Below are 13,920 nucleotides of genomic sequence, written 5' to 3'. Positions count from 1 at the left end.
ATTGCTGTTTAGTCTTTATTGAGCGTATTGACCTGCAAAAAACTATCTAAGTCAGCGTAGGAGCCTGCGTAGGTCACGGTGGGCACTTCATAGCCCTTTAGATTGACGATATATTGCTTAAAACCAGTCTCTTGCTTTGCCAAAGAGATGAGATATTCGTGAGTGGTTTCTCCCACAGCAATATCCAGACCCAGTTGCTTGGTGGCAGATTCCAGACGAAATGCCGCATTCACCGTATCCCCAATCGCGGTGTAATCGGGGCGATCGCCACTGCCCGTGTTCCCAACCATTGCAAAACCCGTATTAATTCCTGCCCCAATTCGCAGCGGAAAGGGCACGGGATATTTATTGCTCAAATCCATTGTGATTTTATGGAGGGCGCTCACTGCTTGACAAATGTTGAGCATATCCTCATCGGTCACTCCTTGGGGTCCATGAAACCAAATCGCCATGACCGCATCGCCAATATATTTATCAACCCAGCTGCCATACTCTCGGATGATATTTCCTGCATGACGGAACCAAGTACCAATCACCGCCGATAATATTTTTTCATCTAGTTGCCGGGTGAGAACTGTGAAGTCGCGGATGTCTACCACCATGACTGACATCAGACGGCGTACGTGCAAAGTCGAAGTCAGCGTATCCTTGTCCCCGCTTGGCAATGGCTCATTGTTGCGGTTGGCGGTAGGGCAGTGAAACTCTAGATCCGTCTGACCAAAGGTAAGGCGATCGCCATTGCGTAAAGTAACCGGAATACTGACTCGTCTGCCATTGACAAAGGAGCCGTTGCGACTTCCTAGGTCAATTAGGTAGAACTCGCCGGTTTCGGTACACTGCAACATTGCATGGTTGCGAGAAATCCAACGATCCGGCAACACAAAATTGTTGTCGTCACTGCGACCAACTGTCCAGCAGTTACTACTTACCAAGGGGAGATAGCGATTGCCGGACTCGGTACGAAGGAGTAAGTAAGGAGTGGGTCGCAAAGTCACCACAGGCTAGAGAAGCAACGACGCATCGTATGGAGTGGTTAAATTTTAGCTTTCTTCTGGAGCTTGATGGGTAATTTGGGAACCTTTGTAACTAGATGTCCCGACATGAATAAATTTTTCAGGGGACACTTTCAAGATATTTTTAAGCCATAGTAGCAGCCAGCCAAAACAGACCGTCTACCAAGATTGTACTCAAAACGGCTCCACCAAAGGCCCACCAATGCAGCTGGCGCGATCGCAATGGTACCAGACCAACACCTAATAGGATTCCGAGAAGCACGAGTGCCCAACTGGTTCCCCAGGGGGTGCTGACTTGAGCGATCGCACTTTGAAAAACCAGTGATGCCTCGCTTGGTGCAACTTGCATGACGGTTCGCCAGTGTGGAATCAAACCAGCTAAGTAGAAGTATATATCTGTTACTGCCGTGCCAAACAGGGAGCCAAGATAAAATAGGTTGCCGACAAGACCCCAACGGCGGGTCAAACACCATAAGGCAAACGGTAAACCGATGGCTTCCACCGGCAAGTGGATCGTGGGTTCCCAGCGCAGCCAGCCCCAATAAATCGACCCTGCTAACCAACTCCAGCTAAATCCCAGCAGCAAATCTCCCCACACATGAGTCGCAGGACGCCGTCTGAGAACCACGCTCAGCCAAACCCACCCGGCTGTCATTACTAAACTCAGTTCTGGTAGCAGCCGCACTAAAGGGGCTTGCACAAACACTGGCACGGATACCAGAAAAGACGCAGCTGCGAAAACTAACCAAGCTTGGCGGGTGCCGATTCCCCAATCAAAAAACCCCAACAGAGTTTTACTTGGCTGGGGGAGATTACCAGGGACAGAAGAAGATGAATTAGAAAACCAGGTATCGTTAAACAAGATTTTGTTAATATTCTTTACTTTAGTTTACATCTTTTACGATATCACAGGAAAAATGCCCTAGGGGGGGATATAGAAATCTTAGCTGAGTTTTATTGAGCAATACAAGTGGCTTTTCGGAGTAGGGTGGCAGAAAATGAATGGGAAGTTGGGAGAAACTCAGCGTTGAGAGTCGGAGATTTTCTAAAAATTGCTCGTCTTATGTAATGCCTGTGTTATGTGTAGTGGCGCAAGATGCCTCTGCCAGTGACTCGCAAAGAAGAAAGAAGAAAGGCTGACTTGTCTGGAATGCTGCTTATTAGAGGATTTCATGGCTGTATCAAAACGTAAAAAATTGGCGATTCTTGGTGTCGGTGCTGCCAGCACTGTGTTGACCTTCCCCTTAGAAGCGATGGTAAGGGCGCAAGACGTGGCACCCGTTGCCGCAACCACACCTCAGATGAATATCTTTCAAGCGGTGGTTCTAGGCATGGTGCAAGGGTTGACTGAGTTTCTGCCCATTAGCAGTACGGCGCATTTGAAGGTGGTGCCGGTGGCGCTAGGATGGGGCGATCCAGGAGTCGCCTTTACCGCCGTGATTCAGCTGGGCAGTATTGCCGCAGTGCTGTGGTATTTCTGGGGGGATTTGACGCAAATTACAACGGGTGCATTCAAGGCGATCGCTCACAAGAATTACGAATCCAACGACTTCCGTATGGCACTGGGAATCGTTTTGGGAACCTTACCCATCCTCTTTTTTGGACTGCTGATCAAAAAGTTTATTCCCGACTTTGACAACTCCCCGTTACGGAGTATGGCAGCGATCGCGATTGCCTCTATTTTCATGGCTTTATTGTTGGGAATTGCCGAGCGCATTGGCAAGAAAAAGCGTAACTTTGAGCAATTAACACTTCAAGATGGCATTTTGATGGGATTGGCTCAGGCTTTGGCGTTAATTCCCGGCGTTTCTCGCTCCGGCTCCACCCTGACTGCTGGACTATTTATGAATTTAGAACGGGCAACCGCTGCCCGGTTTTCTTTTTTATTAGGAATCCCAGCAATTACCCTGGCAGGGTTAGTGGAATTAAAAGGTGTTTTAGAAACAGGACTAGGAGATGGTGGACTGCTGCCTTTGCTGGCAGGAGTCATCTCAGCTGGAGTATTTTCCTATCTCGCGATCGCGTGGCTGCTGCGCTTCCTGCAAACCCAGAGTACGTGGGTATTTATTTGGTATCGGTTAGCATTTGGAATAGCTATCTTAGGCGCGATCTTCGTCAAACTAATCCCTAATATTTAATTACTTTTTCTTCTCCTCCCTCCGTGCCTGAAGCGGTTCGTTTCCTCCTAGTTTTATGAGCGAGATTTCTATTCGTCCAGCCTTAATTACCCAAGTCCTCCCCGACTCCATTGCTGCCGAAGTCGGGTTTGAACCGGGAGATGCAATTGTTTCCATCAACGGGATGCGCCCCCGCGACCTTATTGACTACCAGTTTTTGTGTGCGGATGAAGTGCTGGAACTGGAAGTTTTAGATACTGCTGGCAAAAGCCACTCGGTGGAAATTGAGAAAGACTACGACGATGACTTGGGGTTGGAATTTGAAACTGCCCTATTTGATGGCTTAATTCAGTGTAATAACCGCTGTCCTTTTTGCTTCATCGATCAACAGCCTCCCGGTAAAAGGCGATCGCTTTATCTCAAAGATGACGACTACCGCCTCAGCTTTCTCTATGGCTCATACTTAACCCTGACCAATCTCACCCAGAGGGAATGGGACAGGATTGAGCAGATGCGCCTCTCTCCCCTCTACGTTTCCATCCATGCTACCGAACCAGAAGTCCGCAGCCGCCTGTTAAAAAATCCCCGCGCCGCTGAGATTTTGCAGCAACTGCGGTGGTTTCAAGAACGGCGTCTGCAAATCCATGCCCAGGTTGTTCTCTGTCCTGGCATTAACGATGGCGATCGCCTAGAGACTACCCTGGGGGATTTAGCCTCTTTTCACCAGGGAGATATCCCGGCTGTCGCCTCTGTGGCAGTGGTTCCGGTCGGTTTGACACGTTTCCGTCCAACCGAAGACGAACTAACCCCAGTGACGCCCCAGAAAGCCGCTGAAGTGATTTTGCAAGTCCAGGCACTCCAGGAGAAATTCCGCAACCAGATGGGATCGACTTTTGCTTGGTTAGCCGACGAGTGGTTTTTAATTGCTGGGCAAGAATTACCGCCAGAATCAGACTACGAAGACTATCCTCAAATTGGCAATGGGGTTGGTTCGATTCGCCAATTTCTCAAGGAATTTCAGCAGGTTGCCGCGAAAAAATTGCCGCGACGTTTAAAAACATCCCAAAAATTAACTTGGGTGGTGGGGAATGCAGTGGAAAAAGCCTTTGAGCCTATCTTGCAACGTCTGAATCAAGTGCAAGGACTGCAAGTAAATCTGGCGGCGTTGCGTAGCGAATACTGGGGACAAGAGATTAGCGTCACTGGCTTGTTAACGGGTCAAGATTTGCTGAAACTAAAGGGAAGAGATTTGGGCGATCGCATTCTCCTCCCCTCAGTCATGTTAAAACACGGCGATTCTTGCTTCCTAGATGACATGACGGTCGAACAACTCGCCACTGAGTTAGGTACACCAATCTTGCCCATCAATGGCATCGAAGAACTCATCGACGCCTGCATTCACCCTTGATCCGTCAAGCCTTTAGCAACTGAAGCCACGATAGCGGGCTGAGGTAGCATTTTTTCATACAAATCGAGCAAAAGCCTTTCCTTGAGATCCCAATCAAAAACTTCCTTCACCCGCTTTTGTCCCGCTTGTCCCATTCGCAGCCGTAACGCTGGATCTTCAGCTAAACGAGTCATCGCAGCAGCTACGTCGCGTGCGACTTGTTCGGGATTTACCGCCGCCACTTTAATCCCAGTTTCCTCCGTTACCTGTACCGCTGGCCCTCCCAGATCCAAACAAATGACTGGACGCCCCGCCGCCATCATTTCCGCACAGACAAATCCCCCAGATTCGTGCAGGCTGGGATGAACGAGGACGTGGCAATGCCCGATTTTAGATAGGGTTTCCTGGCGCGGTAAAGCGCCCCAGAAGCGAACTTTATCCGCCACTCCCAGTGAGTGAGCGATCGCTTCCAATTGTTGCCGTTCCCGTCCATCTCCCACAATCCAGTATTCTGCTTTGGGAATTTGAGCCAAAGCAAAAGCGCGAATCCCCAGATGCACTCCTTTCCAGTGGATGAGGCGACCCACAGTAATAAACCTTATTGGGCTATCATCAGGCACAATATGGTGTGCCAATTGACTAATTTCTTCCTTAGATAAACCTACTTGCGAAGCGATTTGGACATTTTTTACTCCAAGCGATCGCAACCGTTCTGCCGTTTCCTCAGTGGTTGCTAATCCTACATAACTTCGCTTTGCAGTCAGCCGCACAAATGGATCTTGTTCACCCACTGATTGAGCGAAGTTTCGCAGCAATTCATAAACCTTGCCACGCCGACTAAAATCTTTCCAGAAAGCTTTTGGAGCCGATTCAGCGCCTCCGACAGGTCCCCAGATGAAGGGAACTGGCAACAGTGCTAAAAAGCTAGGAGACCAGTGTTTCACATAAGTGACATGACGCACTAAGTCAAAGCTAATCTCCCGATGCATCTGCCTTGCCAGAAAATAAGCTTGTACTTGCCAAAGGTAGTAATGAAGTTGCACCAACCCTTGTTTATTCCGCCAATCTTCCGTCCAATTAAATGGGTCGAAATAAATAAAGTGTAAATTGGGAACTGGGTGACAATCCAGCTCGGCTTCGATTGCTGCACGATAACCAATTCGAGTTAACACCCAAACTTCGTGATGATTCGCTACTTGCCGAACTGTATTCCAGCCTACCCCTTCCTCAGAGCCACACCCTGGTTCACAAGCGTATGCAGATAGAAGGATTTTCATAGGCTTTTACCTCTTATAAAATTAGTAGCTTTACCTACCTATAGTTCCCACCCACTTTCAAAATTACCCACTTTCTCCGAATTATTTTTTTGTTCCCCACCTAAGCTCGAGAACGCAATTTTAGAGGCTCTGCCTCCATTCAATATCATTCGGAATTTATTTAACTTTTTTGTAAAATATTCATTGCTACTTCTGCCATCGCTTTTGCTGCTGCTTCTGGGGTATACTGCCCAATCAATTGCTTTGATTTTTCTCCCATTGAAGCAGCAAGCTCTGGATTATCTATAAAACGGTACATTCCTTCCGCGATTTCTTCGGGCTTTTGTGGCTCAAACAAATACCCATTTTCTCCTTCTATCACCATTTCATAAGCGCCTGCACCTTTAGAACACAATATGGGTTTGCCAAACACCATCGCTTCCAGTACCACCATTCCCCAGACATCTTCAAATGTAGGGAAAACAAAGACATCGGCATTCTGAAAATAGGCTCCTAGTTGCCCGTAGTCTAACCATCCTATCCAGGTAACAAGTTCTATTAAATTGTTGTCTTTAACAAAAACTTCCAATTCCTCACGTTGCGCTCCATCCCCAATAATTACTAGCGAATACTCAGAATATCCCTGATTTGTAAGAAGAGAACATGCCTCTAATAAGGGCTTTATCCCTTTTCTAGAAATTACTTGCCCGACAAATAGAAAAACCGGACGTTTTAACCTTAATTCACTAGGTTTGGCAGCTTCAAGACGTTCCCGCAAAGCTTGGGGTTCAGGCACCAGATAAGTTTTAGTAAAAATTTTTCTTTCGTCAGCTCCAATTACCTTATGAAGATAGTTTTTGCCATCATTGCTATTAGCAATAAAAGCATCTGTAAATTTAACCATTAAACGACGCGCAAAGGTACGAAGTTTAGAATCTTCAAAGTTTGTGTTCGGTGAGCTGCCATCATAAATAATTACAACTTTCCAACCTCCCAAAGGTTTAAAAAGCAGTGCTAAAACAGTCCATATAGAGAAAGCGCTGGCAAAGACAACATGAGGCTTAAACTCAAGTAACTCATTCACAATCTTTGGGGAAGCTACCATAAAACCGCGACCATAGCCACCCGATACTTGAGTTGCCTCTACAAATTTAAATTTTCCTACAAGTTTAACCGCGGAAGCTCCTGGAGCATCAGCATCGAATTTCGGCCAAAGACAGCCAGTATAAAAAATTGTATTCTTACAGATTTTCGTAAGTTCGTACAAAACAGGTCGCCAGTAAGAGCCAAATTCGACTGAGGGGATCGCAATAGCAATGCGGAGATCGTCTATTTTTAATTTTTTATCGCCAGAATTTATAATTTTCATGTTCCCACCTGTCCCCGTTTGCTAAAGCTTGAGAAAAGCAATTTTCTATAGGGCAGCAACCAATAAATAGGCCATAAAATTCCAGCATGGCGCTGAGCAAATAACTTCCGTTCTTGGAATGTGAAATTTTTAGGTTGTTCTGCCTTTTGCCATCGTTCGCGAATCGGCAAATTAGAATCCATCCAGTTTGCGTACAGAGGGTTTCCGGAACAGGTTCCGATGTAGCCTGGAGCTAACCAAACCGTATATCCTTTTCCTCTCGCGCGTAACCCATAATCAAAGTCTCCCGCATAATGCTTAAAGTCAGGCTCTAAGTTTCCGATTGCTTGGAATATTTCTTTAGGAATCAATACACAATTTCCATGCATGGTGTCACATCGTATAGCTTTTTGGCTCGGTTCTAGCCAGCGAAATTTGAAGGGATGCCACCACGTACTTTTCACAACGCCGCCGTAAGAAACCGTATTCGTCTCCGGATCGCAAGTCGCCCCTGTTACAATGGCTGCTGCATTTCCTTGCGAGGCTAAAAGATGAGAGGTTGTCAGCAAATTACTTAAAGCTTCTGGGTAAATTAGCGTGTCATCATTCAGCCAGAGATGATAATCATGAGGGTGCTTAATGGCTTCAGAAAATGCCACTCGCATTCCTCCATTCCAGAATAAATTTCCATCTCCCTGGATAATCTTTACTTGAGGATAATATTGGTTGATATCTGCTGCTGTACCGTCACTGCTGCCGTCATCTACAAGATAGACCCAAAGATTAACGTTAGTTGGGAGTACCTGGTTGAAAAGTGCCTCTAGACTTGCTAAAGTCTTTTGCTTACGGTTATAGCAAGTGATAAGAACAGCTATGCTAGTATTTTCCATCAGCGCCTCACATTATTAAAATAAATGTTAGTTGTCATAATAGCTATATTATTCCTGAACTTGGGAATACTAAAATTAGAAGCATGAACAATGTATCAACGTAATTGCTTTTTTTGGCCAACCTATATTCTACAATTTAGCAAGCCCTAAGCTTACCTTTTCTAAAATTAAAGAATATTTTCAATATTCTTGATATTGATTTTTATTAAGCTAGTTTATAGCGGCTTAATTCACTTTCTGAGGTCAACAATATGTCTGAGGCAATGAAATTAAATTTAGGCTCTTTCGACCGCATTTTCTCTGGCTGGATCAATACAGATATTACTCCTCATATCTGGGTTTCAAAAATCCCCTTTTTACCTGATCTCATGTATAAAGTAGGGAAGCTCGATCGAGAACGATATGACGAGCATCAAAAAGGAATTTTTCGTCAGCTTACATATCTGGATCTGACTAAAAAATTTCCCTGGTCTGATAATAGTGTTGATGCAGCATATACATCTCATGTACTTGAGCATTTATACTTAGAAGGCGCTTTAAATTGTATCTCTGAAGTTTATCGAGTTCTGAAGCCAGGTGGAATATTTCGGGTTGCAGTTCCAGACCTCGATCAATTAATAAAGAGCTACAATCCTAGCTGTCCTGAAGTATTTTTGACAGAATTTTTAGAAGCAACGCAGACGTTAGAAAAAAATCGCCACCACTGGCACTATAACGAAAATTCGTTGCGAAAAATCCTCTTGGATACTGGATTTCGGGAAGTGGTTAGATGTAACTACCGAAACAGTCAAATAGCAGGGATTGCAGAACGAGAAGAACGCCCAGAATCCCTATTTATGGAATGTATTAAATAATAGTTGAATGAGTAGGGTGGGCAATGCTCACCCTAAAATTTTATATTCATGGAACATAAGTGGAGGGAAAAAGAGGGATAAGATGATACAGACCCATATAAGTCTGAAAACCCGTGTTTAAACCTACATAGTATGAAGGAATAATAATATTTAGAATGACCATATAAAATAATATAAGATGCCCCGGAAAGACTTTTTTTTCCCGAATCAGGATAGCAAAAGCAATTAACATTCCAAAGAAACCATAGCCTACATTTCTGCTAGTATCCACAATCAAAAACATTGTAGAAATAGGGAATGCAATGATACAAGCGATCGCACTTACCAAAAGTGTCTCGCCCTGACGCCAAAGTATCCACAAAATATACAGGGTAATAATCCACAATAGCTTGTAGGAGAAAAAGAACCCTGCTAATCCCAACATTGGATTTTCAGCTAAGTACTGCAATGCCGTCTTATTCTCCAGTATCAAGTGTGCCTTTACTGGACTATCCAGAGAAAATCCACTGCCAGCAAACCAAATAAAACAGTAAATGGGGACTAAGGATAAAGCGGTTAATACTTCTCTTCTGGGAAAACAGAAAATAACAATTGGGATAAAGACAAAAGCACTGGCTTCATGTGTGGCTAAGGCAAAAGCAAGGGTTGCGAGTCTTCCCTGCCGAGTCATAGGGATACAAGCTGGAAGTAATAACAGGCTAAAAAATAGCTGATCGACATAGCCCGGAAATTGACAATTAAAAATTAAATAACTACTAGTTGTAATTGAAAGGTAATATAAACCAACTTTTTGATAATTTATTGATTCGGATTCAATTTCTTGTTGCCCCTCATCAGTCTCCTTTGAACCGAATATTTTGGACTCGATAAAGGTTAAAGTCAAGAAGATTAAAAGATAGGTACAAGCCAGAGAAAAAATGTAATATAGGAATGGTCCACTCATGTGGATAAAGTTAGCGATCGCTAGCATAAGCAAGCGTCGATAATACCAGTCGGCATTTTGACTAAAAGGCTCTAAACTCCTAATGGCATACTCTAAACCCATCACCCCTGGACCTAAAGGATAGCGAAAAGGGACGATGAGTACAGATATAATTGCGAAGATGGCTAAGGAGGCGATCGCTCTTCTTTTAAACCCAGACTGAAATAGTGAATGACGCGACTTAATAACCGATATTAAAATTGGGTATGCAATAACTAAAGTTGCGATAAAAAAGAGAAATCCTTTGATAGGGATTATGCCGTAATTAGTAGTAATCTCAGCTAGTTGCTGCGGAGCAGTTTTGGCTAGGATTTCTGGAGAAATTACCCCCTGGCTGAAACGACTTTCGATTGCTTGAACAGTTGTAGAAACCCAATCTTGAGGCAGGCGATTGAAAATTGCTTGAAACGCCATGATTATCCTATTCTTCGGCGCATTCGCTACTGCATACAAAGTAGCTACAGCTATCCAGAAAAAGGCTGGAGGAATAACATTCTTTTCTTTGAGCGTATCAAAGAGTACGTAATGTAAGTATTTCTCTGAGCGTTTCAACATCTAAAAAATCCCTAGATAAAATTTTGTTGGTTATACAACACTGCGTACTATCTCTAAAAAACGCCTACCGTATCCTTTGATTTGTTCAACATTATCCTGTTTAGCTAAACTTTCTTTTTCTACATCTGGTCCTGGTGTTAATGTAGTGAAACTTTTATCAATCAGTGCTGCTAGTTGTTCCGCATTACTACGCTCAAAAAAGTAAGAATCAGGAGGATTCTGCTCCAGGTGAACAGGAAAGTCAGAAAGTAACATGGGTTTACCAAGAGAACGTGCGTCCTCTACAACCGTACTCCAACCTTCAAATAAAGAAGGCTGAATTACAGCTAAAGACCTCCTCATGAGCTGAATTTGGTCTACACGAGGAATTAATCCTAAAAGACGTACTTGTTCGCTAATTCCTAATTCCTCAATTCTTGTTAAGAGGTAATTGTAATAATCAGGATTACGATAATCAGTAGCACTTCCAGTACAAACAACGGTAGGTGTAAGCCCCTGTTGTTTCAGTAGCCCCAAAGCTTCAATTACCACAGCATGATCTTTATGTTTCCAAAATTGATTGCTGATCAGGAAAAATTTATCTGGAAGTTGATAACTTTCTTGCGTTAGTTTGGGATCTAACTCAAACCATTCAGGTGCGGGACAGCTTACAAAATTCATTACAACACTTCGAGAAGCTGCTTCCGGATAAAGATGTTTAAAGTCTTCTTGTGCCATATTGCTACTGAGGACAATAATAGGAGCAGCGTGAGCAATTTGTTGCTGATCTCGATTACGTTGAGCGATTTCTTCCGGAGAGAAAAGGTTGGGTAAGTGATAGTGTTGAAAGTCAGGAATCCAACCTCCCCACTGATAAGGTGAGCGGGTTCCTGCTATGGCCGGGTAAAGAAAATTTATTTTTTGAGGATTTAGTAGTTCCAGAGGAATGAAAGAGATACGCTCAGCTAAAAAATTACACATTTTTAGATAGGCACGCTGCCACTTGGAAGTAGCATAAATTTGGTGAACGTAACCCCGGGCTGGTTCTATTAAATTTATATCTTTATCGTGAACAGCGATTGTTAGCTTGATATTCGCTTTTTCTGTTTCTGGTAAAGTAGCGATCGCACGAGCTAAATTCTGAATATATAGCACGCCCCCTAGCCAGCCAGAGCCACCCACCATATTGAGGCAAATATGTAGATTTTTTACCATCCTAAAATCTCAGCTCGGCACCATTGAACATAGACGTTTATACCCCTTTCTATCGTTACTTCAGGGATAAATCCAATTTGGGAAAGTTTGCTCATATCGGCTTGCCAGTTTATCGGAGTTCCGACAGGAGTACTATTATCAAATTCAACCAGAATATCTTCTCCTAGTTTAGCTAACACTAATGCTGCTAATTCTTTGATTGTTGTTTCGACACCATTTGCAAGGTTATAAACCTCGGCTTCAAAATTAGCTTTTTCAGCAAGAATCTGAAGTGCCCTTGCTACGTCTCTACCATGAATAAAATCGCGGCTTTCGTTGCCAGTACCTCGTAACTTTAGTGCGGGGTTTATCAAAGCTTTTTGACACATATCCCAAAGAACTTGTCGCCTCAGTCCTGGCCCATAACCCGAAAAAATGCGTACTATAGCAGTGGGTAAGTTATAAACTTGGAAAAACTCAGCGCAAAGTTGCTCAGACATCAGCTTATGAAAGCCATAGGGAGAAATTGGCTTCAAGCTTTGGTTTTCCTGAATGGGTAAGGTTTCAGGATTTCCATAGACAGCAGCACTAGAAAGATAGATTAAACGACATTTTGGAACATAAAGACGTAATGTATCTAAAAGGTTGAAAGTGACAGCAACACTGTTGCTAAAATCTGCTGATGGATCGCTAATTGAAAGCTCTACTGAAGCTCTTCCAGCGCAGTGAATACAAACTTCCGGTTGCAACTCTTGAACAATTTTTGCTAGATCCGCAGAAGGCAAATTTAATTTTTCATAGCGAAACAAATCTTGTCTAGGTGCATTCTCTGGAGGGCGATTTCCCAGCCCAATAACACTCCATCCAGTTTCTGTAAACTGACGAGCAACATATCGCCCGATAAACCCTGTAACACCTGTAATTAAAACAGTTTTCATGGAAATATTTTTTATTTATTCGTAAAATTATCTATTTTCTTCCTACTTTGTTAGTCTAAATCCCCGAAGAACTTGCTAACAGCGATTGTTGGCATTCTAGTAGCGGGAAAATTTTTTTTTAATATTGCTAAATATTCATCTTCACCAGGAAGATATCGATCGCCATCTTCAGAATAATCTTTAGCCCTTACCCACTCTTGCGATCGCATATCAAATCTTTTAACAATTCGACATGGATTTCCTACCACCACGCTGAATGGGGGAATATTGCAATTTACTACGGTGGAAGCTCCAATGATTGAGCCGTATCCTACTTGGACGCCTTTCAAAATAGTCACGTCTACACCCAGCCAGCAATTTGTGCCGATGTCTATTACTCCATCAGTAGTTGTTAAAGCAGTGTGATACGGAATAAACGGAGAAGTGTATTCGTGCCCACTTCCTAACAGTTTACAGTCATTACCAATTAAACTGTAGTCACCGACTTTTATTAAAGCTCCAGCACTATAAAAGTTTCTCCGACCGATAAAACAGTTATCACCAACAATGACAGAAATTTTTTCTTTTTCTCGTTTGTTAATGACAATTACTGTTTCCGAACCGATAACTGAATTTTGACCAATTTTTACATTACCCCACCCCAGTACATGAACCGATGGATCGATATAAGAGTTTTTACCTACATTTTGCCTTTTACTAAAATGGGCTTTTAAGTTACCTCCTAGCCATTTAATCCTGTCTATTTGAGCGTCTGTTAGTTTAGATACTATAAAGCGCTTCATTGCTTTTTACCCGCGATCGCTTACTACTTCTTTGCTATTTAAAATCTTCCGTTCACCTTCAGGAACTTTGCCAATAATCTGGGCTGGATTCCCCGCAACAATCGTCCAAGCAGGGACATCTTTTGTAACGACTGAGCCAGCACCGATAATTGAGCATTTTCCAATCGTCACCCCTCTTAAAATAATTGAGTTACAAGCAATCCAAACATCCTCTTCAATAATGACTGGTTTTCCATTTAGGTTTAAGTCTTTAGGAAAGCCTTTTTGGATAATGTGAACGAATTGTTGATGACGCGCTACCGGATCGAGTGGATGAGTTTGATTGTCGAATATATTTACATTATGAGCAATGATTGTTCTATCTTTTATTTCAATTAAAGTGTCTGACCAAATTTTAGAGCCTTGGGCTAAATAACAGAAATTGCCTATTTTTATTTTTCCTCCAGGAAAAGTCATTAATTGACCTTCGATGTGAGTGTTTTCACCAAGAATAATACTATTTTTATCGCGATCGTGGCTTATCAGTGAATTGTGGTCTAAAACGCTTGAACTATTGCCAATTACACACTTTTTTTTGGTTAAATTAGCATTAATTTTAGACTTAATTTTGGAGAAGGGGTTCATC

Annotated in this window: 13 protein-coding genes; 3 read left to right on the top strand and 10 right to left on the bottom strand. The window is 43.1% G+C overall.

Going from position 1 to position 13,920, the window contains the following annotated elements; genetic code table 11:
• Window positions 1-8: 8 nt before the first annotated feature.
• Together H6F52_RS22805 and H6F52_RS22800 are read right to left on the bottom strand one after the other, a co-directional pair.
• On the bottom strand, window positions 9-998 hold the full coding sequence (locus tag H6F52_RS22805; protein WP_190411854.1) for an FHA domain-containing protein: 990 nt from the start codon (window positions 996-998) through the stop codon (window positions 9-11).
• Between the two features lie 139 nt (window positions 999-1,137).
• Window positions 1,138-1,803: a DUF3120 domain-containing protein gene (locus tag H6F52_RS22800; RefSeq protein ID WP_199292376.1), complete on the bottom strand. Its 666-nt coding sequence runs from the start codon at window positions 1,801-1,803 to the stop codon at window positions 1,138-1,140.
• 382 nt (window positions 1,804-2,185) lie between these two features.
• Here H6F52_RS22800 and H6F52_RS22795 point away from each other — a divergent pair, with 382 nt between their 5' ends.
• Window positions 2,186-3,151: an undecaprenyl-diphosphate phosphatase gene (locus H6F52_RS22795; protein WP_190536839.1), complete on the top strand. Its 966-nt coding sequence runs from the start codon at window positions 2,186-2,188 to the stop codon at window positions 3,149-3,151.
• Window positions 3,152-3,206: 55 nt separating this feature from the next.
• Window positions 3,207-4,538, top strand: coding sequence for a TIGR03279 family radical SAM protein (locus tag H6F52_RS22790; RefSeq protein WP_190430913.1), 1,332 nt, complete (start codon window positions 3,207-3,209; stop codon window positions 4,536-4,538).
• Here the strand turns inward: H6F52_RS22790 and H6F52_RS22785 are convergent.
• The 3 genes from H6F52_RS22785 to H6F52_RS22775 all read right to left on the bottom strand — a co-directional run bounded on the left by H6F52_RS22785 (window position 4,529) and on the right by H6F52_RS22775 (window position 8,011).
• Window positions 4,529-5,794 carry a glycosyltransferase family 4 protein gene (locus H6F52_RS22785; RefSeq protein ID WP_190536838.1) on the bottom strand — a complete coding sequence of 422 codons (1,266 nt, stop codon included), beginning with the start codon at window positions 5,792-5,794 and terminating at the stop codon, window positions 4,529-4,531. The genes H6F52_RS22790 and H6F52_RS22785 overlap by 10 nt on opposite strands.
• A gap of 160 nt (window positions 5,795-5,954) precedes the next feature.
• Window positions 5,955-7,142, bottom strand: a complete 1,188-nt coding sequence (locus H6F52_RS22780; RefSeq protein WP_190536837.1) for a glycosyltransferase family 4 protein — start codon at window positions 7,140-7,142, stop codon at window positions 5,955-5,957.
• Entirely contained in the window at window positions 7,139-8,011 is an 873-nt protein-coding gene (locus H6F52_RS22775; protein ID WP_190536836.1) for a glycosyltransferase family 2 protein, read from the bottom strand. The genes H6F52_RS22780 and H6F52_RS22775 overlap by 4 nt, the downstream gene beginning before the upstream one ends.
• A 251-nt stretch (window positions 8,012-8,262) precedes the next feature.
• Between H6F52_RS22775 and H6F52_RS22770 the strand changes: the two genes are divergently transcribed.
• Window positions 8,263-8,865, top strand: a complete 603-nt coding sequence (locus H6F52_RS22770) for a methyltransferase domain-containing protein (protein WP_190536835.1) — start codon at window positions 8,263-8,265, stop codon at window positions 8,863-8,865.
• A 46-nt stretch (window positions 8,866-8,911) separates the two neighbouring features.
• Here H6F52_RS22770 and H6F52_RS22765 read toward each other — a convergent pair whose 3' ends face one another.
• From H6F52_RS22765 to H6F52_RS22745, 5 genes are read right to left on the bottom strand one after another with little or no spacing between them, the layout of a single operon-like run.
• Window positions 8,912-10,402 (bottom strand): hypothetical protein, encoded by a 1,491-nt coding sequence (locus H6F52_RS22765; RefSeq protein WP_190536834.1) that lies wholly within the window; start codon window positions 10,400-10,402, stop codon window positions 8,912-8,914.
• A gap of 30 nt (window positions 10,403-10,432) precedes the next feature.
• The gene (locus H6F52_RS22760) at window positions 10,433-11,596 is read right to left on the bottom strand and encodes a glycosyltransferase family 1 protein (RefSeq protein WP_190536833.1); all 1,164 of its coding nucleotides are present in this window, start codon (window positions 11,594-11,596) and stop codon (window positions 10,433-10,435) included.
• Window positions 11,590-12,513, bottom strand: coding sequence for an NAD-dependent epimerase/dehydratase family protein (locus H6F52_RS22755; protein WP_190536832.1), 924 nt, complete (start codon window positions 12,511-12,513; stop codon window positions 11,590-11,592). The genes H6F52_RS22760 and H6F52_RS22755 overlap by 7 nt, the downstream gene beginning before the upstream one ends.
• Window positions 12,514-12,563: 50 nt before the next feature.
• The gene (locus H6F52_RS22750) at window positions 12,564-13,295 is read right to left on the bottom strand and encodes an acyltransferase (protein ID WP_190431777.1); all 732 of its coding nucleotides are present in this window, start codon (window positions 13,293-13,295) and stop codon (window positions 12,564-12,566) included.
• Window positions 13,296-13,301: 6 nt separating this feature from the next.
• Window positions 13,302-13,919 (bottom strand): acetyltransferase, encoded by a 618-nt coding sequence (locus H6F52_RS22745; RefSeq protein ID WP_190536831.1) that lies wholly within the window; start codon window positions 13,917-13,919, stop codon window positions 13,302-13,304.
• Between the last annotated feature and the right edge of the window lies 1 nt (window position 13,920).

The sequence above is a fragment of the Coleofasciculus sp. FACHB-542 genome, from assembly GCF_014695825.1.
In the GTDB taxonomy this organism is placed as follows: domain Bacteria; phylum Cyanobacteriota; class Cyanobacteriia; order Cyanobacteriales; family FACHB-T130; genus FACHB-T130.
This window is presented reverse-complemented; position numbering and strand designations above follow the sequence as displayed.

Excerpts from the sequence above, each read along its gene's own strand:
- H6F52_RS22755 (WP_190536832.1), bottom strand. The coding sequence starts at position 12,513 with ATGAAAACTGTTTTAATTACAGGTGTTACAGGGTTTATCGGGCGATAT.
- H6F52_RS22750 (WP_190431777.1), bottom strand. The coding sequence starts at position 13,295 with ATGAAGCGCTTTATAGTATCTAAACTAACAGACGCTCAAATAGACAGG.
- H6F52_RS22780 (WP_190536837.1), bottom strand. The coding sequence starts at position 7,142 with ATGAAAATTATAAATTCTGGCGATAAAAAATTAAAAATAGACGATCTC.
- H6F52_RS22770 (WP_190536835.1), top strand. The coding sequence starts at position 8,263 with ATGTCTGAGGCAATGAAATTAAATTTAGGCTCTTTCGACCGCATTTTC.
- H6F52_RS22795 (WP_190536839.1), top strand. The coding sequence starts at position 2,186 with ATGGCTGTATCAAAACGTAAAAAATTGGCGATTCTTGGTGTCGGTGCT.
- H6F52_RS22790 (WP_190430913.1), top strand. The coding sequence starts at position 3,207 with ATGAGCGAGATTTCTATTCGTCCAGCCTTAATTACCCAAGTCCTCCCC.
- H6F52_RS22745 (WP_190536831.1), bottom strand. The coding sequence starts at position 13,919 with ATGAACCCCTTCTCCAAAATTAAGTCTAAAATTAATGCTAATTTAACC.
- H6F52_RS22765 (WP_190536834.1), bottom strand. The coding sequence starts at position 10,402 with ATGTTGAAACGCTCAGAGAAATACTTACATTACGTACTCTTTGATACG.
- H6F52_RS22785 (WP_190536838.1), bottom strand. The coding sequence starts at position 5,794 with ATGAAAATCCTTCTATCTGCATACGCTTGTGAACCAGGGTGTGGCTCT.
- H6F52_RS22760 (WP_190536833.1), bottom strand. The coding sequence starts at position 11,596 with ATGGTAAAAAATCTACATATTTGCCTCAATATGGTGGGTGGCTCTGGC.
- H6F52_RS22775 (WP_190536836.1), bottom strand. The coding sequence starts at position 8,011 with ATGGAAAATACTAGCATAGCTGTTCTTATCACTTGCTATAACCGTAAG.